This window comes from Herbiconiux sp. UC225_62, assembly GCF_042694625.1.
Taxonomy (GTDB): Bacteria; Actinomycetota; Actinomycetes; order Actinomycetales; family Microbacteriaceae; genus Herbiconiux.
Genome location: NZ_CP170551.1, coordinates 2078880 through 2098388, shown reverse-complemented (window position 1 = coordinate 2098388; position 19509 = coordinate 2078880). Strand labels below are relative to the sequence as shown.

At 71.2% G+C, this 19509-nt stretch carries 20 protein-coding genes and 1 pseudogene; 15 read left to right on the top strand and 6 right to left on the bottom strand.

What is annotated here, in order from left to right:
- The first annotated feature begins 2 nt into the window (after positions 1–2).
- From ACFJGU_RS10140 to ACFJGU_RS10125, 4 genes are all read left to right on the top strand, one after another.
- The gene (locus tag ACFJGU_RS10140; protein WP_382309999.1) at positions 3–467 is read left to right on the top strand and encodes an SRPBCC domain-containing protein; all 465 of its coding nucleotides are present in this window, start codon (positions 3–5) and stop codon (positions 465–467) included.
- Between the two features lie 26 nt (positions 468–493).
- Entirely contained in the window at positions 494–1456 is a 963-nt protein-coding gene (locus ACFJGU_RS10135) for a type II CAAX prenyl endopeptidase Rce1 family protein (protein WP_382309997.1), read from the top strand.
- Between the two features lie 118 nt (positions 1457–1574).
- Complete coding sequence (locus tag ACFJGU_RS10130; RefSeq protein WP_382309996.1) at positions 1575–3065, top strand: alpha/beta fold hydrolase; 1491 nt, start codon at positions 1575–1577, stop codon at positions 3063–3065.
- 216 nt (positions 3066–3281) lie between these two features.
- Positions 3282–3770: an FBP domain-containing protein gene (locus ACFJGU_RS10125; protein WP_382309994.1), complete on the top strand. Its 489-nt coding sequence runs from the start codon at positions 3282–3284 to the stop codon at positions 3768–3770.
- Positions 3771–3858: 88 nt separating this feature from the next.
- On the opposite strand, the gene ACFJGU_RS10120 is transcribed toward ACFJGU_RS10125, so the two are convergent.
- Positions 3859–4419: a TetR/AcrR family transcriptional regulator gene (locus ACFJGU_RS10120; protein ID WP_382309992.1), complete on the bottom strand. Its 561-nt coding sequence runs from the start codon at positions 4417–4419 to the stop codon at positions 3859–3861.
- Positions 4420–4503: 84 nt separating this feature from the next.
- On the opposite strand from ACFJGU_RS10120, the gene ACFJGU_RS10115 reads away from it, so the two are divergent.
- Complete coding sequence (locus tag ACFJGU_RS10115) at positions 4504–5397, top strand: SDR family oxidoreductase (RefSeq protein WP_382309990.1); 894 nt, start codon at positions 4504–4506, stop codon at positions 5395–5397.
- A gap of 16 nt (positions 5398–5413) precedes the next feature.
- On the opposite strand, the gene ACFJGU_RS10110 is transcribed toward ACFJGU_RS10115, so the two are convergent.
- Positions 5414–6442, bottom strand: coding sequence for a PHP domain-containing protein (locus tag ACFJGU_RS10110; protein WP_382309988.1), 1029 nt, complete (start codon positions 6440–6442; stop codon positions 5414–5416).
- A gap of 109 nt (positions 6443–6551) precedes the next feature.
- Here ACFJGU_RS10110 and lspA point away from each other — a divergent pair, with 109 nt between their 5' ends.
- On the top strand, positions 6552–7160 hold the full coding sequence (lspA, locus tag ACFJGU_RS10105; protein ID WP_382309986.1) for a signal peptidase II: 609 nt from the start codon (positions 6552–6554) through the stop codon (positions 7158–7160).
- Here the strand turns inward: lspA and ACFJGU_RS10100 are convergent.
- The 3 genes and pseudogenes from ACFJGU_RS10100 to ACFJGU_RS10090 all read right to left on the bottom strand — a co-directional run bounded on the left by ACFJGU_RS10100 (position 7147) and on the right by ACFJGU_RS10090 (position 10418).
- Positions 7147–8124: pseudogene (locus ACFJGU_RS10100) on the bottom strand (YhcG family protein). The gene lspA and the pseudogene ACFJGU_RS10100 sit on opposite strands and share 14 nt — an antisense overlap.
- Before the next feature lie 126 nt (positions 8125–8250).
- Complete coding sequence (locus ACFJGU_RS10095) at positions 8251–8904, bottom strand: LuxR C-terminal-related transcriptional regulator (RefSeq protein ID WP_382309984.1); 654 nt, start codon at positions 8902–8904, stop codon at positions 8251–8253.
- Positions 8901–10418, bottom strand: coding sequence for a PspC domain-containing protein (locus ACFJGU_RS10090; RefSeq protein WP_382309982.1), 1518 nt, complete (start codon positions 10416–10418; stop codon positions 8901–8903). The genes ACFJGU_RS10095 and ACFJGU_RS10090 overlap by 4 nt, the downstream gene beginning before the upstream one ends.
- 114 nt (positions 10419–10532) lie before the next feature.
- Here ACFJGU_RS10090 and ACFJGU_RS10085 point away from each other — a divergent pair, with 114 nt between their 5' ends.
- The 6 genes from ACFJGU_RS10085 (at position 10533) to ACFJGU_RS10060 (ending at position 15706) form a co-directional block, all read left to right on the top strand.
- Positions 10533–12059: a PspC domain-containing protein gene (locus tag ACFJGU_RS10085; RefSeq protein ID WP_382309981.1), complete on the top strand. Its 1527-nt coding sequence runs from the start codon at positions 10533–10535 to the stop codon at positions 12057–12059.
- 7 nt (positions 12060–12066) lie between these two features.
- Entirely contained in the window at positions 12067–12432 is a 366-nt protein-coding gene (locus ACFJGU_RS10080) for a hypothetical protein (protein WP_382309979.1), read from the top strand.
- A 67-nt stretch (positions 12433–12499) separates the two neighbouring features.
- Positions 12500–13009, top strand: a complete 510-nt coding sequence (locus ACFJGU_RS10075; protein WP_382309977.1) for a DUF1772 domain-containing protein — start codon at positions 12500–12502, stop codon at positions 13007–13009.
- Between the two features lie 156 nt (positions 13010–13165).
- Positions 13166–13717, top strand: a complete 552-nt coding sequence (locus ACFJGU_RS10070) for a hypothetical protein (protein ID WP_382309975.1) — start codon at positions 13166–13168, stop codon at positions 13715–13717.
- Positions 13718–13733: 16 nt separating this feature from the next.
- On the top strand, positions 13734–14945 hold the full coding sequence (locus tag ACFJGU_RS10065) for a sensor histidine kinase (RefSeq protein WP_382309974.1): 1212 nt from the start codon (positions 13734–13736) through the stop codon (positions 14943–14945).
- A complete protein-coding gene (locus ACFJGU_RS10060; protein WP_382309972.1) occupies positions 14942–15706 on the top strand; it encodes a response regulator in 765 nt (254 codons plus the stop codon). The genes ACFJGU_RS10065 and ACFJGU_RS10060 overlap by 4 nt, the downstream gene beginning before the upstream one ends.
- 11 nt (positions 15707–15717) lie before the next feature.
- Here ACFJGU_RS10060 and ACFJGU_RS10055 read toward each other — a convergent pair whose 3' ends face one another.
- Positions 15718–16659, bottom strand: coding sequence for an NADP-dependent oxidoreductase (locus tag ACFJGU_RS10055; RefSeq protein WP_382309970.1), 942 nt, complete (start codon positions 16657–16659; stop codon positions 15718–15720).
- 121 nt (positions 16660–16780) lie between these two features.
- Here ACFJGU_RS10055 and ACFJGU_RS10050 point away from each other — a divergent pair, with 121 nt between their 5' ends.
- From ACFJGU_RS10050 to ACFJGU_RS10040, 3 genes are read left to right on the top strand one after another with little or no spacing between them, the layout of a single operon-like run.
- Positions 16781–17929, top strand: a complete 1149-nt coding sequence (locus ACFJGU_RS10050) for a winged helix DNA-binding domain-containing protein (RefSeq protein WP_382309968.1) — start codon at positions 16781–16783, stop codon at positions 17927–17929.
- A complete protein-coding gene (locus tag ACFJGU_RS10045) occupies positions 17926–18750 on the top strand; it encodes a spermidine synthase (RefSeq protein WP_382309966.1) in 825 nt (274 codons plus the stop codon). The genes ACFJGU_RS10050 and ACFJGU_RS10045 overlap by 4 nt, the downstream gene beginning before the upstream one ends.
- Before the next feature lie 45 nt (positions 18751–18795).
- On the top strand, positions 18796–19506 hold the full coding sequence (locus tag ACFJGU_RS10040) for an SOS response-associated peptidase (protein ID WP_382309964.1): 711 nt from the start codon (positions 18796–18798) through the stop codon (positions 19504–19506).
- Positions 19507–19509: the final 3 nt, after the last annotated feature.

Below are 19509 nucleotides of genomic sequence, written 5' to 3'. Positions count from 1 at the left end.
TCATGCACACCATCGAACGCATCATCTCCGCCACCCCCGAGCGCATCTGGCAGCTCTGGACCACGCCGGAAGGAATCGGCAGCTGGTGGGCCCCCGAAGGGTTCCGGACCGACGTCGACGAACTCGACCTCCGCGAGGGCGGCGAACTCGTCTACACGATGACCGCTGTCGCGCCCGAACAGATCGCTTTCATGGAGCAGTACGGGATGCCGCTGGCCACGCGGTCGCGCAAGACCTTCACCGAGGTCGACGGCCCTGACCGACTGGCCTATCGCTCGCTCATCGACTTCGTGCCCGACCACGAACCCTACGAACAGCTCACGGAGGTCGACTTGGTTGAGGCCGATGGCGGCGGCACGCGCGTCGTGATGCGCGTGGAGGAGCTGCACGACGAGGTCTGGACCGAGCGCCTCCTCGCCGGCCGCGCCAACGAACTCGACAACCTCGAGCGCCTGGTCACCGCGTGACTTCTCGACAGCCGTAGCCTGGAAGCATGAGCACGATCGCGCATCCGACCGCCACCTACGACCACGCGCTGCGTGTCGCCCCGGCCTGGTGGCGCGGAACGCTCGCCATCCTCTCGCTCGTCGCCGCGTACTTCCTGGTCTCGTTCGTCTTCAGCGTCGGCGCCCTGGCGGTCGACCTCGCCACCGGCCAGTACGGCTTCGACGAGCTGGCGAACGGATCGCTCACCTTCACGCCCGCGCTGATGCTCGCCAACAATCTCGCGCTCGCCGCGATGTGGCCGATCGCGATGCTGCTGCAGTGGGCGTTCTTCGGCGTGCGACCGCGCTGGCTCTCCTCGGTGGTGGGGCGGTTCCGCTGGCGGTGGCTCGGGCGACTGGCGCTCGTGATCGTGCCGGTGTGGATCGTCTACGTGGGCGTCTCGCTCGTGCTCGGCCCGCTCGATCCGATCGACCTCTCCGGATCGGTGATCGCGATGGTGCTGATCGTGCTGTTCACCACCCCACTCCAGTCGGCGGGTGAGGAGTTCGGGGCGCGCGGGCTCATCCAGCGGTCCGTCGGATCCTGGTTCGGCAGCCCGATCGCGGCCTTCGTGGTGGGCACGATCGTGTCGGGCGCGCTGTTCTCGGCGGCGCACGCGGTCGCCGATCCGTGGCTCATCGCCTACTACTTCGTGTTCGGCGCCTCGGCGTCGTTCGCCGCGCGGGGCACGGGCGGGCTCGAGGCGCCCATCCTGGTGCACGCCACCAACAACGTGCTGCTGCTCGTACCGACGGCGCTGATGGGCCAGACCGACCAGGTGTTCGAGCGCGGCGAGGGAGCCGGCAGCCCCTTCCTGCTGCTGCCGATGGCACTCTGCGTGGGCGCCGCGCTGTTCAGCACCTGGTGGGGGCGGCGGGCCGGAGTGGTGACCGCTGCCCCGTACCCGCCGTCGCGGGCGACGCGCATCGTCTCCGGACCGCAGCCCACCCCGACCATCGACGCCGGATAGACCACCGCCTCCGCGCTGCAGCCGCCGGGCGCGATCGTCTCGTCACAACACGGACGCCCGCCTGGTCGTAGCTGGGGAACGACAACCCCAGCTCCTCAGCGAACGAAAGGCAACTCTCATGAAGATCGTGGTCATCGGCGGCACCGGACTCATCGGCGGCCCTCTGGTCGAACGACTCCGCCAGGCGGGGCACGAAGCGGTGCCCGCCTCCCCCTCGACGGGCGTCGACACCATCACTGGCGAGGGACTCGCCGAGGTTCTGCACGGGGCCGACGTGGTGGTGGACATCCCGAACTCCCCGTCGTTCGACGACGCCCCAGTGCTCGAGTTCTTCCAGACCTCCACCCGCAACATCGTCGAGGCCGCCACCGCCGCCGGCGTGCGCCACCACGTCGTGCTCTCGATCGTCGGCGCGGATCGGATGCCCGACATCGGATACATGCGCGCCAAGGTCGCGCAGGAGCAGATCGCCTCGGCCGGCCCGATCCCCTTCAGCATCGTGCGCGCCACCCAGTTCTTCGAGTTCATCCCGGCGCTGGCCGAGGGTGGCGCCGACGGCGACATCATCCGACTCTCCTCGGTGCTGATGCAGCCGATCGCCGCCGCAGACGTGTCGGCCGCGCTCGCGGAGGTCGCCACGGGCGAGCCCATCAACGGCGTCATCGAGCTCGCCGGGCCGGAGCCACTGCGTCTCGCCGAGCTGGGCACGCGGGTGCTGGCGGCGAAGGGCGACCCGCGCACGGTCGTCGTGGCCGACGAGACCGGGTACTTCGGCGGAACCGTCACCGACCAGTCGCTCACCCCCGGCAACGACCCGCGCGTGACCGTGCAGCAGTACGGGCCGACGCGGTTCGCCGACTGGCTGACCGCGTCGTTCGGAGCGACGGATGCCGCGGCCAAGCCGACCGTCGTGCTCGTGCACGGGGCGTTCGCCGAGTCGGCCAGCTGGAACGGCGTCATCCGCATCCTGCACGAGAACGGGATCACCTCGGTCGCCGTGGCCAACCCGCTCCGCAGCCTCGCGGGTGACGCGGCGTACCTGCGCGACGTGATCGCGGGCATCGACGGCCCCGTGGTACTCGTCGGGCACTCCTACGCCGGCATGGTGATCACCGAAGCCGCAGCGGGCAACGACTCGGTCGCCGCCCTGGTCTACGCGTCGGGGTTCGTGCCGAAGCAGGGCGAGAGCGCCTTCGATCTGTCGAACAGCGCCCCCGGGGGAACGCTCGGCGATGCCCTGGTCGCGTACCCGGTGTCGTCGGGCGGCAACGAATTCGCCATCCGTCGTGACCTCTTCCACCACCAGTTCGCGGCGGACGTCTCGGCGCAGGAGGCGGGCCTGATGGGTGCCACGCAGCGTCCGGTGACGCAGGCCGCGCTCTCCGACGGGCTGGTCACGGATGCCCCCGCCTGGACCACGACACCCGCCTGGTTCGTCTTCGGCGACCAGGACCTCAACATCCCGGTCGCCGTGCACCGCGCCGGCGCCGAGCGGGCCGGGTCGCGCGGCACCCGCGAGGTCGCCGGGGCGTCGCACGCCATCAGCGTGTCGCAGCCGGAGGCGGTCGCGGCCACCATCCTCGACGCGATCGCCGCCATCTCGGCCTAGGCTCCGCTTCGGCATTCGACCTCCGGGTCCCGAGGGCGCGTACGCTGGAGAGGTGAGCATCCACCTTTCCGCCGCTACGCCCTCGGGGCGATCGGAGGTCGTCGGCGCGTCGTCCGCCGGCATCAGATAGTCGCCACCACCTCGATTTCTTTTTCTCCGCCCGCGACGTGCGTCGTTGCGACGTGCCGGTGCGGGCCGAATCGATTGGCGACACCCATGCTCTCTCTGAGTGAAAGCACCATCCGCGCATCGTTCGTGAACGCGACGCGCAAAGAACTGAACGACCTCACCCTGCCCGCCGATTTCGACGAGATCGACTGGACGAAGATCGACTACCTCGGCTGGCGCGACCGCAAGAACCCGCGGCGTGCCTTCGTGGTGGTGCCGGTCGACGGCTCGCCCGTGGGCATCATGCTGCGGCAGGCCGAGGCGACCCCGCGCACCCGGGCGCAGTGCTCCTGGTGCCGCGACGTGCACCTGCCGAACGACGTGGTGTTCTTCAGCGCCCGTCGATCGGGCGCGGGCGGTCGCAACGGCAACACGGTCGGCACTCTCGTCTGCTCCGAGTTCGAGTGCTCGGCGAATGTGCGCAAGACGCCGCCCGTGGCCTACGTCGGCTTCGACGTCGAGGCAGCACGAACGGAACGGATCGAGAACCTCCGGATGCGCGCGGCCGGGTTCGCGGCCGAGGTACTGATGGCGTGAGGGCTCGGACTTCTCCAATCGAGATGGCGTCCGCGATCCCCTCCGGTGCCGCTCGGCGTTTCGGTTGGAGAAGTCCGGCTACGACGATCTAAGCCGTCAGCGCGCGGAGGGCGGCGAGGGAGTCGCGAATGCAGGCGGGGAGGTCGGGGGCGTCGTCGTTCGACACCCAGCGCTCGAAGCCCAGCCGGAAGACCGCGACACCGGCCTCCGCTGCGATCGCGGCAGCGGGCGACGACACTCCCCGCGCGTGCAGAGCCGTAGCGACCGCGGAGCCGAGGGTCGCCATCTTGAAGAGTTCGCGCTCCTGCAGACTCGGATTCGCGGCGATCGCGGCCGCGCGCTTCCGCGCGAACTCCCGGCGGTCTTCGAGGAAGACCCCTGCCCGCTCCATCGCCGCACCCACGACCTCGAGCGGCGGCAGGTCGGGGGGAGCCGCGGCGACGGCGGCCACCACGGTCTCCTGCAGCGCGTTCGACCGATCGAAGAGCACCTCGCGTTTGTCGGCGAAATGCCGGAAGAAGGTGCGCTCGGTCACACCCGCGCGCTCGGCGATGTCGAGCACGGTCGTCTGCTCGTACCCGCGCTCGGCGTAGAGCTCCAACGCCGCCTGCGCGAGGCGGCCTGCTGCGCCCGGTTCCCATCGTCCCACGCTGTCCATCCTAGTGATGTCACTCACTGACATTGAGTGGTACAGTGATGTCAGTTGCTGACATCAAGACAGAAGATCACTCCCATGCGTGTTTTCGTGACCGGAGCATCCGGCTGGATCGGCTCCGCCGTCGTTCCCGAACTCCTCGCCGCCGGACACGACGTCGTCGGGCTGGCCCGCTCCGACGAGTCGGCCGCCGACGTTCGCGCGACCGGCGCCGAGGTGCAGAGAGGAAGTCTCGACGACCTGGTGAGCCTGCGCGCCGGCGCCGAGGCATCCGACGCTGTCATCCACCTCGCCTTCAAACACGACTTCTCCGACTTCGCGGGGGCGGGCCGCACCGAGCGAGCCGCCATCGAGACCTTCGGCGACGTTCTGGCGGGTTCAGGTCGGCCGTTCCTCTTCGCCTCCGGTGTCGCGATGATCACACCCGGTCGCGTGGTCACCGAACGTGACGCGAGTCAGGCCGGCGGGCCCGACGCGCCGCGCGGCGGAGCCGAGCCGTTGGCGCTCGCATTCGCCGAGCGCGGCATCCGGCCGGTGAGCCTGCGGTTCTCACCGACCGTCCACGGCGAGGGCGACCACGGATTCATCGCCACCATCGTCGGCGTGGCGCGCGCGAAGGGCGTCTCGGGCTACGTCGGTGACGGATCGAACCGCTGGCCGGCCGTGCACCGCAGCGACGCGGCCCGGATGGTGACGTTGGCGCTCGAGAAGGCACCCGCGGGAGCGGTGGTGCACGGCGTGGGCGAGGAAGGCATCCCGACCCGCGACATCGCGGAGGCCATCGGGCAGCAGCTCGGTGTTCCGGTCGCGTCGGTCGCTCCGGATGCCGCCGCCGAGCACTTCGGCTGGATCGGCGCGTTCTTCGGCCTCGACATCCCCGCGTCGAGCGCGCTCACGCAGGAACTGCTGGGCTGGACCCCGACCGGCCCGACACTCCTGGCCGACCTGGGGTCGGGGGCGTACACCCGCTGAGCGCGGACGCGGTCGTCTATCCCCGGCGGCTCGTCCACTCCAGCAGCTGCGGCAGTTCCCACGTCGTGACGATGCGCTCCGCGGGCACTTCCAGCGCGACCGCGCGCGCGGCACCGAGGTCGAGGAACGACAGGTGGCCGGGGGCGTGCGCATCCGAGTCGATGCTGAAGAGGCATCCGGAGTCCACGGCGAGCCGGATGAGGTCGTCGGGCGGGTCCTGGCGCTCCGGGCGCGAGTTGATCTCGACGGCCACCCCGTTCGCCGCACAGGCCGCGAACACGGCGACCGCGTCGAAGTCCGACGGCGGGCGGGTGCCCCGCGAGCCCTCGACGAGCCGGCCGGTGCAGTGCCCGAGCACATCGGTGTGCGGGTCGTCGATGGCGGCGAGCATCCGCTTCGTCATCGTGGCCGAATCGGCGCGGAGCTTCGAGTGCACGCTGGCCACCACCACGTCGAGGCGGTCGAGCAGGGCCTTCTCCTGGTCGAGCGATCCGTCTTCGAGGATGTCGACCTCGATGCCGGCGAGCAGCGTGAAGTCGGGGCCGGTCGCGTCGGACCCGTTCAGCTCGGCCACCACGTCGAGCTCCTCCTCGAGGCGCTCCGGCGAGAGCCCGTTGGCCACCGTGAGGCTCGGTGAGTGGTCGGTGAGGGCGAGGTAGCGGTGGCCGAGAAGGCGGGCCGCGGCGACCATGCTCGGGATGTCGGTGGTGCCGTCCGACCAATCGCTGTGCGCGTGGAGGTCGCCCCGCAGCTTCCCGTGCAACTCCGCGACCTCGGCCGGCAGGGTCGTGGCCGTGCGCTCGCGTAGGTCGGCGAGGTAGTCGGGGACGCGGCCGGCGAGCGCCTGGGTGATGATCTCGAAGGTACGCGATCCGATACCCTTCGTGGCCTTCAGCCGACCGTCGGATGCTCGCGCCGCCAGCTCCTCGGGCGTCCATTCCCCCACCACCGCGGCCGCGCGGCGGAACGCCTTCACCTTGAAGCCCGGGGCGAGTTCGCGCTCGAGGAGGAACGCGGTCTCGTTCAGGGCGTCGAGGGGATCCATGCTCCGATTATGCCCGGAGGCCCTCGGAGCCGGGTCGGTCGTCCGGATGATCGCGATCGATCCGTCGGGCGAGTGCGGCAGCCGGCGCCTCTGCTGAGAGGATTGACGCATGTCCGACGCCCCCTCCGACCCGGCCGAGCGCCCCACCGAGCCCACCGCACCCTCCGCTACAGCGCCTGCCCGCACCCGTCGCCAGAGGTTCACACGCTGGGCACCGCTGATCACGGCGGTCATCGCGATCGCGACCATCGCCGCCGACCAGCTCTCCAAACTCTGGGCCGAGGCGGCGCTCTCGACCAGCGAGCGCATCCCGCTCCTCGGCGACCTGCTCGGGCTGCAGCTGATCTACAACCCGGGCGCCGCGTTCTCGATCGGCGAGCAGTACACCTGGATCTTCGCGGTGCTCGCGGGCCTCGCCGCCGTCGCGGTGGGCGTCATCGCGTATCGGACGAGGTCGCTCCCCTGGTCGGTGGCCTGGGGACTGCTTCTCGGCGGGGCGGTCACGCACCTCGCCGACCGACTGTTCCGCGAGCCGGGCTTCGGCATCGGCCACGTGGTCGACTTCATCGCCTACGGCAACTGGTTCATCGGCAACATCGCCGACGTCGCGATCTTCGCGGGCGCCGTGCTCCTCCTGGTGCTCTCCTTCCTCGGCCTCCGAATGCGTCCGTCCGCGGCGGCCGCTTCGCCCGGAGACGAAGACGCTACCCGCGCCTGACCCCTGCTTCCTCCCCGAGCACGTCGCCGGCGAGCGCATCGACCAACCGGCGCGCATCCGGCAGCGCGGCGCGCTCCGCCTCGGGCAGGGACTCGTAGGAATACGTCGAGACAGCCATCGGCGCCGTCGACCCACTCAGGGCGTACCGCACGGTGTGATCATTGCGGCCACCGCAGATGAGGATGCCCACGGTCGCGTCGTGCGCCGGCCTCTTGAGTCGGTCGTCGACCAGCGCCACGTAGAAGCCGAGTTGACCGGCGTACTCCGGCTGGAACTTCCCGGTCTTCAGTTCGATCACGACATACCTCAGCTGCTCGACATGGAAGAACAGGAGATCGAGGTAGAAGTCGTCGCCTCCGACGTCGAAATGCACCTGCCGCCCGACGAACGCGTACCCGGCGCCGAGCTCGCGCAGGGTCTCTACCAGGCGATCCATGAGCGCTTGTTCGAGTTCACGCTCGGCGACATCGTCGGACAGGTCGAGGAAGTCGAAGACGTACGGGTCTTTGGCGAGCTGACCCGCGAGCTCTGAATCCGTGGCGGGGAGTCGCGCCTCGAAGTTGGACAACGATGCGCCTTGACGCCCTCTGGCGTTGCTCATGATCTGGTTGAGGAGAACGTTGCGTGACCATCCGTTGGCGACCGCTCGCTCGGCGTACCAGGAGCGCTCGTCATGGGCTTCGAGCTTGTCGAGGATGACCATGAGGTGGCCCCATGGCAAAAGTCCAGCAACGTGCTGGACTTTTTCCTGGACGTGTGCTCCCAACTCAGGCCAGGCCTGAGCGAATGATCGCATGTAGAAGAGATTCGACCGCGAGAACCCTTTCATCGATGGAAACTCGGAACGGAGGTCTTCGGCGAGCTTGCCCACGACCGCGTTGCCCTAGGACGTGCGGGCAAGGATCGTCGCACCGATCGACCAGTACAGCGCGATCAGTTCGGCGTTGACCCGCCGGCGCGTCATGATCTGAGCCGAACGCACCTGATACTTCAGGTCATTCAGCGTGGAAACGTAATCGCTCGGTGCAGGGCCTGTGGGATCGTTCACAGGAACGACACTAGACGATTATGAGCAATCTTCGCCTCACGGTCAGAGGAGTTTGCGCTCGAGGGCCCAGGCCGTGAGCTCGTGGCGGTTCGAGAGCTGGAGCTTGCGGAGGACGGCCGAGACGTGGGTCTCGACGGTCTTCACCGAGATGTAGAGCTCTGTCGCCACCTCGCGGTAGGAGTAGCCGCGGGCGATGAGGCGCAGGACCTCCTGCTCGCGCTGCGAGAGCCGGTCGAGCTCGTCGTGCGTCGCCGCCGTCTCGCCGGACGCCGCACCGAAGGCATCCAGCACGAAGCCCGCGAGCCGGGGGGAGAACACCGCGTCGCCGTCGGCCACGCGGCGAGCGGCATCCGAGACCTCGGCGCCGGAGGAGCTCTTGGTGATATAGCCACGCGCTCCTGCGCGGATGACGCGCACGACGTCGTCCGCAGCGTCCGAGACGCTCAGCGCGAGGAACAGCGTCTCGGGCGACGAGGCGGCCGAGCGCTGGATGACCTCCGCGCCGCCCCCGCCGTTGCCGCCCGGCAGGTGAACGTCGAGGAGCACCACGCGCGGCCGGACCGCCCCGACGAGTGCGATGGCCTCGTCGACGGTCGACGCCTCGCCCACGACCTCCAGGCCGGCATCCAGCTCGGCACGCAGCCCGGAGCGGAAGATCGAATGATCGTCGACGATGGCGATGCGCAGCTCGGTCATGGTGCTCCATTCTCTCGCTCAGCAGCGGATGGCGCGGGCTCGCGTGAGGCAGGCTCGGCGGGGGCGGGCACGGTGGGCGCAGACGCCGCGGGGTGGGCGGGTACGGCAGACGCAGCGGATGGTGCGGCCACGGTGGGGGCGGGCGCGGCAGACGCAGCGGATGACGCGGGCACGGCGGGCGCTGACGCCGCGGGTTGAGCGGGCGGGGCGGGCGCGGCTGATGCAGACGCAGCCGCCGCGGACGGGGTCGACGCGTGCCCCGCCTCGGGCGCGAGCGGCCCCGCACCCTGCGGTGGCGCGGCCGCCACCCCGACCGGGAGGGTCAGCCGCACCTCGGTTCCCGTGCCCCCACGCCCCGGCCCGATGACGGCCGTGCCACCCGCGCGCTTCAGCCGCCCGATGATCGACTCGCGCACGCCCAGCCGGTCGGCCGGGATGGAGTCCAGGTCCATCCCCGGCCCGCGGTCGGTCACGATCAGCTCGATCCGCTCCCTCCCCACCTCGAGGAAGATCGAGACGTCACCGCCCGCGTGCCGAGCCGCGTTGAGCATCGCCTCGCGCCCGGCCGCGAGCAGGCTCTCCGGCGCCGGCACGGAGGCGCCGACGGTCACGAGTTCGAAGCGCACGGCGTGATCCTCCTCGATCACGGCGGCGAGCCGTCGGAGTTCGCTCGCGAGATCGCGGTCGTCGGCCGGAGCGGTGTCGAAGAGCCAGTCGCGCAGCTCCCGCTCCTGGGCGCGCGCGAGCCGGGCGGCCTCGCTCTGCGCCCCCGCCTTCTGCTGGATGAGCGCGAGCGTCTGCAGCACGGAGTCGTGCAGGTGCGCGGCGATCTCGGCGCGCTCCGCGGCGCGTTCGTGCGCGGCCCGCTCCGCCCCGAGGTCGCGGGAGAGCCGCACCACCCACGGCAGCGCCACGAGCCCCACCCCGAGCAGCACCGAGACCGCCGCGACCACGACGGTCCAGACGTTCGGCGCATCCCCCGTGATGAAGAAGAGCAGGATGCCGGTGGCCACGAGCACGAGCGCGCCGAGCGACCGCACCACGAGCGTCGGTCCCGCGGCGGTGCTTCCGGCACGCAGGTCGGCGAACTGGCGCCAGGCGAGCGCGACGCCCGCGAGCACCACGATGCCGGGGATGACGACCGCGAGCGGAACCTCCACCCCGAGTCGGCTCGCCACGAGGGCACCGCCCGCACCGATGAGGGCGAGTCCGAGGAGGATCTCGGTGACGGGCGCGCGTCTCAGCTGTTCGGCGCGAGACGCGCCGCCCGGCGCGGACGACCCTGCGGGCGACGTCAGGCTCTCCCTCATCCGCGGCTCGCGCGCCACCTCCGCGACCGGTGTCGTGGCCCAGAGCCAGGCGTAAAGCAGGATGCCCGCTCCCCCACAGAGCGCCAGGAGCACCGTCACCGTGCGCACCACCGTCGTCGGCACGCCCAGGTGGGCAGCCACTCCCGCGCACACCCCGCCCACCACGCGCAGGCGCGGGCGCACGATGGTGGCGGTGGTCTCCATTCCAGCATCCAAGCAGGTCGCGCACCCCGACCACACTCTCCGGGGCCGATCTCAGGGTCGAATCAGGGTCATCCCCGATATCGGCACCTGCCACCTGATCGACAGAATCGGAACATGTCCATGCCACCTCCTCCTTCCGCCCCTCCCGCCCCGCCGCGACCGGTGGGCGCCTCCTTCTTCGCCTGGATCCGCAGCCTCGGCATCACGCGCGGCGACGACGCCTGGGTGGCCGGCGTGTGCTCCGGCATCGCGGCGCGCACCGGTCTCGACGTGCGGCTCGTGCGCGGCATCGCGATCGTCATCGCCATCCTCGGCGGTCCCGTCTTCCTCGCCTACGCCGTGGGCTGGGCGCTGCTGCCCGACTCCCGCGGCCACATCCACGCCGAAAGTGCGGTGCACGGCGTGTTCACCTATCCGATGATCTTCATCGGCATCGCCGCCATCCTCACCTTCCTGCCCTTCATGCGGGGCATCTGGTTCGACGCCACCCCCGAGCTCTGGGGCATGCCGGACTGGCTCGAGATCACCCTGCGCACGCTGTGGGTGCTGGCCCTCATCGCCGGCGCCATCTGGCTTACCGTGGTGATCGCGCGGAGCGTTCCGCGGCCGCCGGCGACAGGCGGGCCGGGCGCCGGCGCACCGTACGCGGGTGGTTTCACCGCCGCGGCGGCTCCCGCGACGGAGGCCCGAGGCGCGCAGACCCCAGCGACGGAGGCGCCCACCACCCCGACGACACCGGACGCCCCGCCGATTCCGGATGCCGCGACCGCACCCGGTGGAACGGAACCCGACCCGGTCGCCGCCTTCGCAACATCCGCCCCCGCGACATCCGTTCCGCCGACCAGCGCCTGGTCGCACCAGGGCTGGACCGATCACGGCGCGAGCCGCGAGCGCCACGAGCGGGCGCGCGAGGCCGCCCAGGCCCGCGCCGCCGCCTGGCGGGCCGCGCATCCGCACCCGCGCGGGGCGGGAGCGGCGTTCTCCTCGGTCGTGCTCGGCATCGCCCTCGTGGCGGCGGCGGTCGTGGGCATCGGCTACGGCTCCGTGGTTCCCGACGGCAAGCTCGTGCTGGTGGTGTCGATCGCGGCGCTCGTCGTGATCGCGGTCGGTATCGTGGTCGCGGGCATCCGGGGCCGCACGAGCGGCGGCCTCGGGCCCTTCGCGCTGCTGCTCGCCGCGGTCGTGGTCGTCACGGGAGTCCTGCCCGCCGGAACAGAGGTGCAGCCTTTCGGAACCCAGACCGTGAACGTTAGTCAGGCCGTCTCCGGCGGCCCCGACAGCTACCTGCTCATCGCCGGGAAGACCGTGGTGGATGCGCAGGACCTCTCCCGCACGTCGCCCGATGGCGCCGTGGACGTCTGGCTCGGCGCGGGCCAGACCGAGGTGCTGCTGCCCGAGGGCGTGCCGTTCGTGGTGGAGTCGCACGTGTTCGCCGGCACCGTCACGTCGACGCTCGGCACCGAGCGGAGCGGAGTGCTCATCAGCGACGAGCGGTTCTTCCCGGCATCCGGATCACCCACGGGCATCGCCGGAGGGTCGGATGCCGACCGCGTCGCCGCCGCCAGGGCCGCGGGTGTCCCGGTGGTGCGGGTGTGGCTGCTCGCCGGAACCGTCACCCTCGTGCCCGAGAACGAAAGGTAGAACGATCATGACCGACGCGACGTCCGAGGGCGCGGAAGCCGACCAGGCTCCGACGACGCCTCCCGCATCGACCACCGGAACGACTCCGCCGTTCCCCGCGCCCGCGGTCGCTCCGGCACCCGGCACGGCGACGTGGACCTCGGCCACCGCGGCTGCGGCCCCGGCGCCGGCGGACCAGGCCGCGCGCCCCCACCCGGCGCAGTTCGGCACCATCGTCTGGGGCATGCTGCTCCTCGGGCTCTGCGGCTTCGTCGCGCTCGCCCAGTTCGGTCCGGGGATCGACGCCGACCGCTACCTCTGGGCCTTCATCGCGGTCATCGCCGCGGGGGTCGCCCTCGTCGCCGTGGGCATCGTGGCCGCCTTCCGTCGCTGACGCGCCCCGAACCTGCCCCACCCGCCGAATCTGGTGGAAAGGCGCCACCTGGCCGCAGAATGGCAGCATGAGCGAACCACTGGCCGCGGTCGTCGCGGTCGTCGTCGTGACCGGGGCCAGCGCGCTCGGGGCCGCCGTGGTGGGCGGTGTCTTCTTCGCCTTCTCCGGGTTCGTGATGCGCGCGCTCGGCGAGGCCCCGCCCTCTGCGGGCATCTCCGTCATGCAGGCCATCAACCGCACCGCCGTGCGCCCACCGCTGATGATCACCCTCTTCGGCACCCTGCTGGCCGGGCTGGCCGCGTGCATCCTCCTCGTCGTCACGCCCGCCGGGCAGGCGCTCTGGTGGGCGGTGGCGGGCGAGGCCGTCTACCTCGTGGGCGTCGTGGGCCTGACCGTGGGATTCCACGTGCCGCGCAACAACGCCCTCGACCAGCTCGACGCCGAGTCGGCGGATGCGGTGCCCGCGTGGCGCACGTACCTCACCGAATGGACCCGCGGGAACCACGTACGAGCCTTCGCGGGCGTCGCCGCCGCCGTGCTCTTCGGCATCGCGACGGGCCTCGCCACCACCCTCTGAGCCCGCGAGCCGACGCTCCGGGGCGCACCACGAGCACAGGCGCGGCCTGATCTCCACCCGGTCTCCACCCCCGGGTGGTGCCGCCGACGGCGTCCGGCGAGGAGCCTGGAACCACTCGGCCGACATCCTTCCGGCCCCCGTTCAGAGAGTGACCCCATGTCCTACGACGTCGTCATCCGTACCGTGCTCATCGTGCTCGTGGTCGGCTGGATCTGTTACCGGCAGACCCAGTGGCGGGCGGTCGCGATCCCTGCGATGTGGCGCACAGCGCTCCTGTTCGCCGTGATCGGACTCGTGCAGATCGGAGGCACCACCTCGCTCGGAACCATCTCGGCGTTCGACCTCGGCGTGATGGCGATCGAGATCCTGATCTCCCTCGCAGTCGGAGTGGTGATGGGGCGGATCGCTCATTTCCGGCCGATGAGCGATCAGGCGCTGGCGGCGTGGAAGGTGAAGGCGGGATCGCGGGGACGGTCGGCCGCCGACGCGATGGCGCCGATCGTGGAGAGCCGCACCGGGTGGTGGGGAATCGGATTGTGGCTCGTGTTCATCGCGGTGCGCATCGGCATGGACGTCTGGGCTGGGGCTGCCGGGTCGCAACTGGCCGTGACCGTCGGGGCCATCCTCATCGTCGTCGCGGCCAACCGGGCGGGACGCACGCTCGTGTTCATGAGCAGGATCGAGCGGATGCGCGTCGTCGCCGCGTGAGCGGGATGATGGAACCGTGATCCCCTCCCCCGACGGCAGCCGCTCCTGGCTGAGCCGAGCGCTCACCCTGCTCGGAGTGGCCGTGGTGGCGTTCTTCGTCTGGCGCGACACGCCGCCCCAGGACGATGCCTGGGTGACGGTGTTCGCCGCCCTGAGTTTGGCCTGCTGGGTCGCGACCGTCTTCGTGCCGCGCCAGCTCACCGCGGTGCAGATCGCCCTGACCGCCGTGATGGTGCTGAGCGGTGCCGCAGCGGTCGTACCGAGCAACGGCGTGCTCGTGGTGACGGTGGCCGTCGGGCTGGTGCTCACGGTGGTCGATCTCGCAAGACCGCTGTGGCACGGACTCGCACTCGGTGTCGTCGCCGCGGCCGTCGTTCCGCTTTCGGCTCTGTCCGCGCCCATCACCCCTCTCGGCATCCTGTCGATCGAGGCCGGTATCGTCGTGGCGCTCCTGGCCGGACTGAGTCGTCGGCAGTTCCGCGCCTCGGAGAAGCAGGCGCGGCAGTTGCTCGAGGAGCGTGTCGCCGCCCGGGAGGAACTGGCGCGGGCCACGGTGCTCGCGGCGCGGCAGCAGGTTGCTCGCGACATCCACGACGTCCTGGCGCACAGTCTCGGCGGGCTGGTGATCCAGCTCGACGCCGTCGACGCCCTGCTGGAGGCCGGACGCACGGCAGACGCCGCGGGACGCGTGCGCGATGCCCGCGAACTCGCGGTCTCGGGACTCGCCGAGGCCCGCCGAGCGGTCGACGCCCTGCGCGACGTCGGCGAGGCGGATGTCCCCCCGAGCGGCGGCCCGTCGCGGCACACGGTCGGCGAGCTGGTGAGCGAACTCCTCGCGCTGGCCGACGCCCACCGCGCACTCGGAGGCACCGTCGAGGTCACCGTGATCGGCGCGGACCAGCCGTCACAGTCGGCGCGGTCGCTCGGAGCCGACGCGGCCTTCGCCCTGCGGCGGGCGTTCCAGGAGTCGCTGACGAATGCCCGCAAGCACGCGCCCGGTTTGCCCGTGACCGCGGAGCTCCGGCTGGCGACGGAGGGAGCGCTCGAACTCCGTGTGGAGAATCCCCTCCCCCTCGCGGTGCCGTCCGCCGCTTCGACATCCCTCACCCCCGCCGGTCATGGCCTCGAGGGCATGGCCGAGCGGTTCGCCGCAGTGCCCGGCGGGAGCGTCCGAGCCGGCGAAGTCGACGGACACTTCGTCGTGCTGGTGCGGCTGGAGACCTCATGACGTCGACTCCATCCCCCCGCGATCCCGGTGCAGCCGGGGACGGCATCGCCCCGACACCGGCACCAGGCGAGGAGCGGCGCGTGCGGGTGCTGGTGTGCGACGACCAGGCGATCGTGCGCGACGGGCTCGTCACCCTGCTCTCGCTGCTTCCCGACATGGAGGTGGTGGGCGAAGCCTCCGACGGCGCGGAAGCGGTGCGCCTCGCGGCGGCGGAGCAGCCCGACGTCGTGCTGATGGACCTCCGGATGCCCGTACTCGACGGGGCGGCCGCGACCGCAGCCATCCTCACCCACCGCCCGACGACGGCCGTGCTCGTGCTCACCACCTACGCCGATGACGAGTCGATCGTCGGAGCACTCCGCGCCGGGGCCCGCGGCTATCTCACGAAGGACGCCGGGCGCACCGAGCTCGCCGCCGCCATCCGATCGGTGGCCGAAGGCCAGTCGACGTTCGCGGCCGAAGTGGGCGCACGATTGGTCGACACCCTCACCGGACGGGCGGATCCGCGCGCCGCGACCGGCACCGCCCGATCGCCGGGAGCCGGGGGCGCGGTGTCTCCCGACACGCTTCGTCTCCGCTTCACCTCCCTCACCCCACGGGAGGCCGACGTGCTCGCCCTCGTCGGCGAAGGACTCTCGAACGCCGAGATCGCAGCCCGGATGTTCGTGAGCATCGCGACCGTCAAGACCCACATCAACTCCCTCTTCGCGAAGCTCGGGGTGCGTGACCGGGCACAGGCGATCGCGCTCGTCCGTTCCTGACCCGCCGACGCTCAGGGGCGCACGACGAGCACCGTCTTGCCCGGCTTGTGCAACCGCGGCCCTTCCTCGAACGCCACACGGCCCTCGGCCAGCGGGAACGTCTCAGCCACGATGGGCCGCAGGCTCCCGTCGTCGACCAGTTCGGCCAGCCGCCGCAGTTCCGCCGGGTCGGGCCCCACCACGAAGAAGGTCGCCGTCACGTCCCGCCCCTCCGTCAACTCCGGCGGGGGCGGCGCCGTCAGGGTCACCAGCCGCCCACCGGGCTTCACGAGTTCGAACGCCCGGGCCAGGGTGGGCCCCCCGACCGTGTCGATCACGACATCCGCGGGCAGCAGCACGTTGTCGTCGGTGACGTTCGCGTGGTCGATGACGAGGTCCGCCCCGAGGTCGAGCACGAGGTCGAGGTCACTGCCCCGGGCGGTGGCGGTGACACGGGCACCGAGGATGCGCGCCAGCTGCACCACGTACACGCCGACTCCGCCCGAAGCGCCCCGCACCAGCACGTGCTCCCCCGGCTGCACCCGGGCGTGGTCGACGAGCGCCTGCCAGGCCGTGAGGGCCGCGAGCGGGAGTGCCGCGCTCTCGACGTGATCGACCGAGTGCGGGCGGATCGCGGCATCCGCGACCTCCATCACGACGTAGTCCGCGGCCGCACCGTCGCGATCGAAGCGGATGCGGCCGTACACCTCGTCGCCCACCGCGAACTCCGTCACACCCTCGCCGAGTGCGGTCACCACTCCCGAGACCTCGTGCGACGGGATGATCGGGGTGCGGTCGGACCCGTCGGCGTTCTGCCAGGTCTCGTCCCAGGTGAGTTCGGCGAAGGTGATGGCGGCGGCGTGGACCTCGACGAGGATCTCCCCCGGTCCGGGAGCCGGCACCGGCGCGGTCTCGAACACCAGGGTCTCGGGGCCGCCGCGGGTGTGCGATCGGAGCGCCTGCATCGTCGTCATGTCGTCCTCCCGTCGGGTCGGCGGGCGCCACTGCCCGCCTGCCTCCACTCTGCTCGCCCGACGCCCCCTCTGTCCACGCTCGTTCCGACGCGGCGTCGGTGCTCGCGGGCATACTGGGCGCATGGCGAAATCGGCGACGGCCGCCCGTGCTGAGGCGCGCGAGCTGATGCAACGGCGGCTCGAGACGCAGTGGATCGCGCCGCCGGTGCGGTCGGCCGGCGCGAGCGGCGGCCCGGGCATCGTCGAGGTCGCCCAGCACCTGCTCGCCCTGCAGGCCCAGGACTTCGGGCAGGCGGTCTGGGCGCTCGGCCTCCGGTCACCCGGCTCCACCCGCGCCGACGTCGCGGCCGCGCTCGACAGCGCCCAGGTGGTGCGCTCCTGGCCCATGCGCGGCACCCTGCACTTCAGCACGCCCGACGACCTGCGGTGGATGCTCTCCCTCACCGCCACGAAGACCGTTACCGGAGTCGCCGCCCGGCACCGCCAGCTCGACCTCGACGACTCCGTCTTCGCCCGGGCCGGACGCATCGCGGAGGCCGAACTCCGCGGCGGCGGCTCCTTCACGCGCGAGGAGTTCTTCGCCCTGCTCGAGGCCGACGGCATCTCCACGACGGCCCAGCGCGGCGTGCACATCATCTGGTGGCTCGCCCACGACGGCCTGCTCTGCTGGGGTCCGACCCGCGGCACCCAGCAGGCGCTCGTGCTGCTCGACGAGTGGGCGCCCCCGACGCGTGATCCCCATCCCGACCGCGACCAGTCCTTGGCCGAGTTCGTCCTGCGGTACGTCACGGGCCACGGCCCCGCCACCCTGAAGGACTTCTGCTGGTGGTCGAAGACGACCGTGACCGATGCGCAACGGGGCCTGGCCCTGGTGCGGGACCGACTGGTCGAGACCGAGATCGACGGTGTGAGCTACTGGATGCGCGACCCGGCCGGCGCCCCGCCGTCGCCGCCCCGGAAGTCATCCGCGGTGCACGCCCTCCCCGGTTTCGACGAATACCTCCTCGGCTACCAGGACCGCTCCCACGCCCTGCCGGCCGAATTCGCCGGCCGCATCGTACCGGGCAACAACGGCATGTTCCTGCCGATGATCGTGTCGCGCGGCACGATCGTGGGCACCTGGCGGCGGAATGTCGGCGCGAAGAAGGCGCAGGTGACGGCCGAGCCGTTCACCGCTCTCAGCGGTGCTGAGACGAGCGGATTCGCCCGGGAGGTCGCCCGCTACGGCCGGTTCCTCGGTCTGCCGGCGAGCCTCGTGGAGCCGGCATGACCCTCACCACCACCGTCCTGCACCCGAGCGGCGCACTCGCCGAGATCACCCCCGATCCGCTGGTGCCCGACTCCTTCCTGCTCTCGATCGGCGGCTCCGTGCAATCGCACGTCTCGCTCGGCGACCCGGGGACCCTGTTCTACGACTACGTACGGCGCATCGGCAACGCGATCGACCGCATCCGGGTGCCCGGCGAGCCGATCACCGCCGTGCACCTCGGCGCCGGCGCGCTCACCCTGCCGCGCTACGTGCAGGTCACCCGGCCCGAATCGGAGCAGCACGTCGTCGAGCTCGAGGAGAACCTCGTCGACTTCGTCACCGCCCACCTACCGCTGCCCGCGGGCACCGAGCTCGCGGTGCATCCGGGTGATGCGGCCGAACGCGTCGTCGATCTCGCGCCGTTCCTCGGCGGCCAGGCCGACCTCGTCGTCGCCGACCTCTACCAGGGCATCACGACTCCCCCACACCTGCGCACCTCGGCGTTCTTCGAGCGGGCGGCCGACCTGCTCGTGCCCGACGGCGTGCTCGCCGTGAACGTGGCCGACGACGACGGCCTCCCGGCCCTGCGCGGCCAGCTCGCCGCCTTGGAGCCGGTGCTGCCGCACCTGCTCGTGGTCGGTCCGGCCTCGGTGCTGCGGGATGCGCGCACCGGCAACGCGGTCGTGCTCGCCTCCCGCTCGCCGGGACTGCTCGACTGGGCCGATCCGCTGCGGCTCGCGGGGCCGCATCCGGGCGCCGTGCTCTCGAGTGCCGACGGATCGCTCGGTCGACTCCGGCACGCCCTGGGCGAGACCGGCACGGGTGTCGGTGGCGGCGACTAGCGTAGAAGGAGAAAGCAGACCCCGCGACCAGGAAGGCGGTGCGGAATGTGCGGCCGATTCACGATGAGCGCCGAGACCGATGAGCTCATCACCGAGTTCGTGGCGCGCGGCGGCAAACTCGAAGACTGGCGGCCGTCGTACAACGTGGCGCCCACCGAGACCTCGCCCATCGTGCGCGAGCGCCTGATCGACGGCGAGCTCGTGCGCGAGATCGACTCCGCCACGTGGGGGCTGCGGCCGGCCTGGGCGAAGCAGGGTGGCCCGTCTCCGATCAACGCACGGCTCGAGAGCGTGGCGACCAACGGGCTGTTCCGCAACGCCTTCGCCCAGCGGCGCTGCATCGTGCCGATGAACGGCTACTTCGAGTGGGAGGCGACACCCACCGGCAAGCAGCCGCACTACATCCACGCTCCGGAGAGCATCCTGGCGGCAGCCGGCCTCTACGAGCTGAAGAAGGAAGACGACGGCTGGGCGCTCTCGTTCACCATCATCACCCGTGAAGCAGCGGATGCCTCGGGCGAGGTGCACGATCGCATGCCGGTGTTCCTCACCCCCGACACCTGGGACGAGTGGACCGAGCCGATCAAGGTGGAGGAGCCGTCGGCCAAGGAGGGCCTGGTGGCGATGCTCGATCGCTCCTCCCTCGCCGTCGCCCGCACGATCACCACCTATCCGGTCTCGAAGCGCGTCAACAACGTGCGCGACACCTCGGTGCCGAAAGACGACCCGACACTCATCGCGCCGATCGAGCTCTGACCT

Bases quoted from the DNA above. Each gene is read 5' to 3' on its own strand.
- ACFJGU_RS10140 (WP_382309999.1), top strand. From the start codon at position 3: ATGCACACCATCGAACGCATCATCTCCGCCACCCCCGAGCGCATCTGG.
- ACFJGU_RS10135 (WP_382309997.1), top strand. From the start codon at position 494: ATGAGCACGATCGCGCATCCGACCGCCACCTACGACCACGCGCTGCGT.
- ACFJGU_RS10130 (WP_382309996.1), top strand. From the start codon at position 1,575: ATGAAGATCGTGGTCATCGGCGGCACCGGACTCATCGGCGGCCCTCTG.
- ACFJGU_RS10125 (WP_382309994.1), top strand. From the start codon at position 3,282: ATGCTCTCTCTGAGTGAAAGCACCATCCGCGCATCGTTCGTGAACGCG.
- ACFJGU_RS10115 (WP_382309990.1), top strand. From the start codon at position 4,504: ATGCGTGTTTTCGTGACCGGAGCATCCGGCTGGATCGGCTCCGCCGTC.
- ACFJGU_RS10110 (WP_382309988.1), bottom strand. From the start codon at position 6,442: ATGGATCCCCTCGACGCCCTGAACGAGACCGCGTTCCTCCTCGAGCGC.
- lspA (WP_382309986.1), top strand. From the start codon at position 6,552: ATGTCCGACGCCCCCTCCGACCCGGCCGAGCGCCCCACCGAGCCCACC.
- ACFJGU_RS10095 (WP_382309984.1), bottom strand. From the start codon at position 8,904: ATGACCGAGCTGCGCATCGCCATCGTCGACGATCATTCGATCTTCCGC.
- ACFJGU_RS10090 (WP_382309982.1), bottom strand. From the start codon at position 10,418: ATGGAGACCACCGCCACCATCGTGCGCCCGCGCCTGCGCGTGGTGGGC.
- ACFJGU_RS10085 (WP_382309981.1), top strand. From the start codon at position 10,533: ATGTCCATGCCACCTCCTCCTTCCGCCCCTCCCGCCCCGCCGCGACCG.
- ACFJGU_RS10080 (WP_382309979.1), top strand. From the start codon at position 12,067: ATGACCGACGCGACGTCCGAGGGCGCGGAAGCCGACCAGGCTCCGACG.
- ACFJGU_RS10075 (WP_382309977.1), top strand. From the start codon at position 12,500: ATGAGCGAACCACTGGCCGCGGTCGTCGCGGTCGTCGTCGTGACCGGG.
- ACFJGU_RS10070 (WP_382309975.1), top strand. From the start codon at position 13,166: ATGTCCTACGACGTCGTCATCCGTACCGTGCTCATCGTGCTCGTGGTC.
- ACFJGU_RS10060 (WP_382309972.1), top strand. From the start codon at position 14,942: ATGACGTCGACTCCATCCCCCCGCGATCCCGGTGCAGCCGGGGACGGC.
- ACFJGU_RS10055 (WP_382309970.1), bottom strand. From the start codon at position 16,659: ATGACGACGATGCAGGCGCTCCGATCGCACACCCGCGGCGGCCCCGAG.
- ACFJGU_RS10050 (WP_382309968.1), top strand. From the start codon at position 16,781: ATGGCGAAATCGGCGACGGCCGCCCGTGCTGAGGCGCGCGAGCTGATG.
- ACFJGU_RS10045 (WP_382309966.1), top strand. From the start codon at position 17,926: ATGACCCTCACCACCACCGTCCTGCACCCGAGCGGCGCACTCGCCGAG.
- ACFJGU_RS10040 (WP_382309964.1), top strand. From the start codon at position 18,796: ATGTGCGGCCGATTCACGATGAGCGCCGAGACCGATGAGCTCATCACC.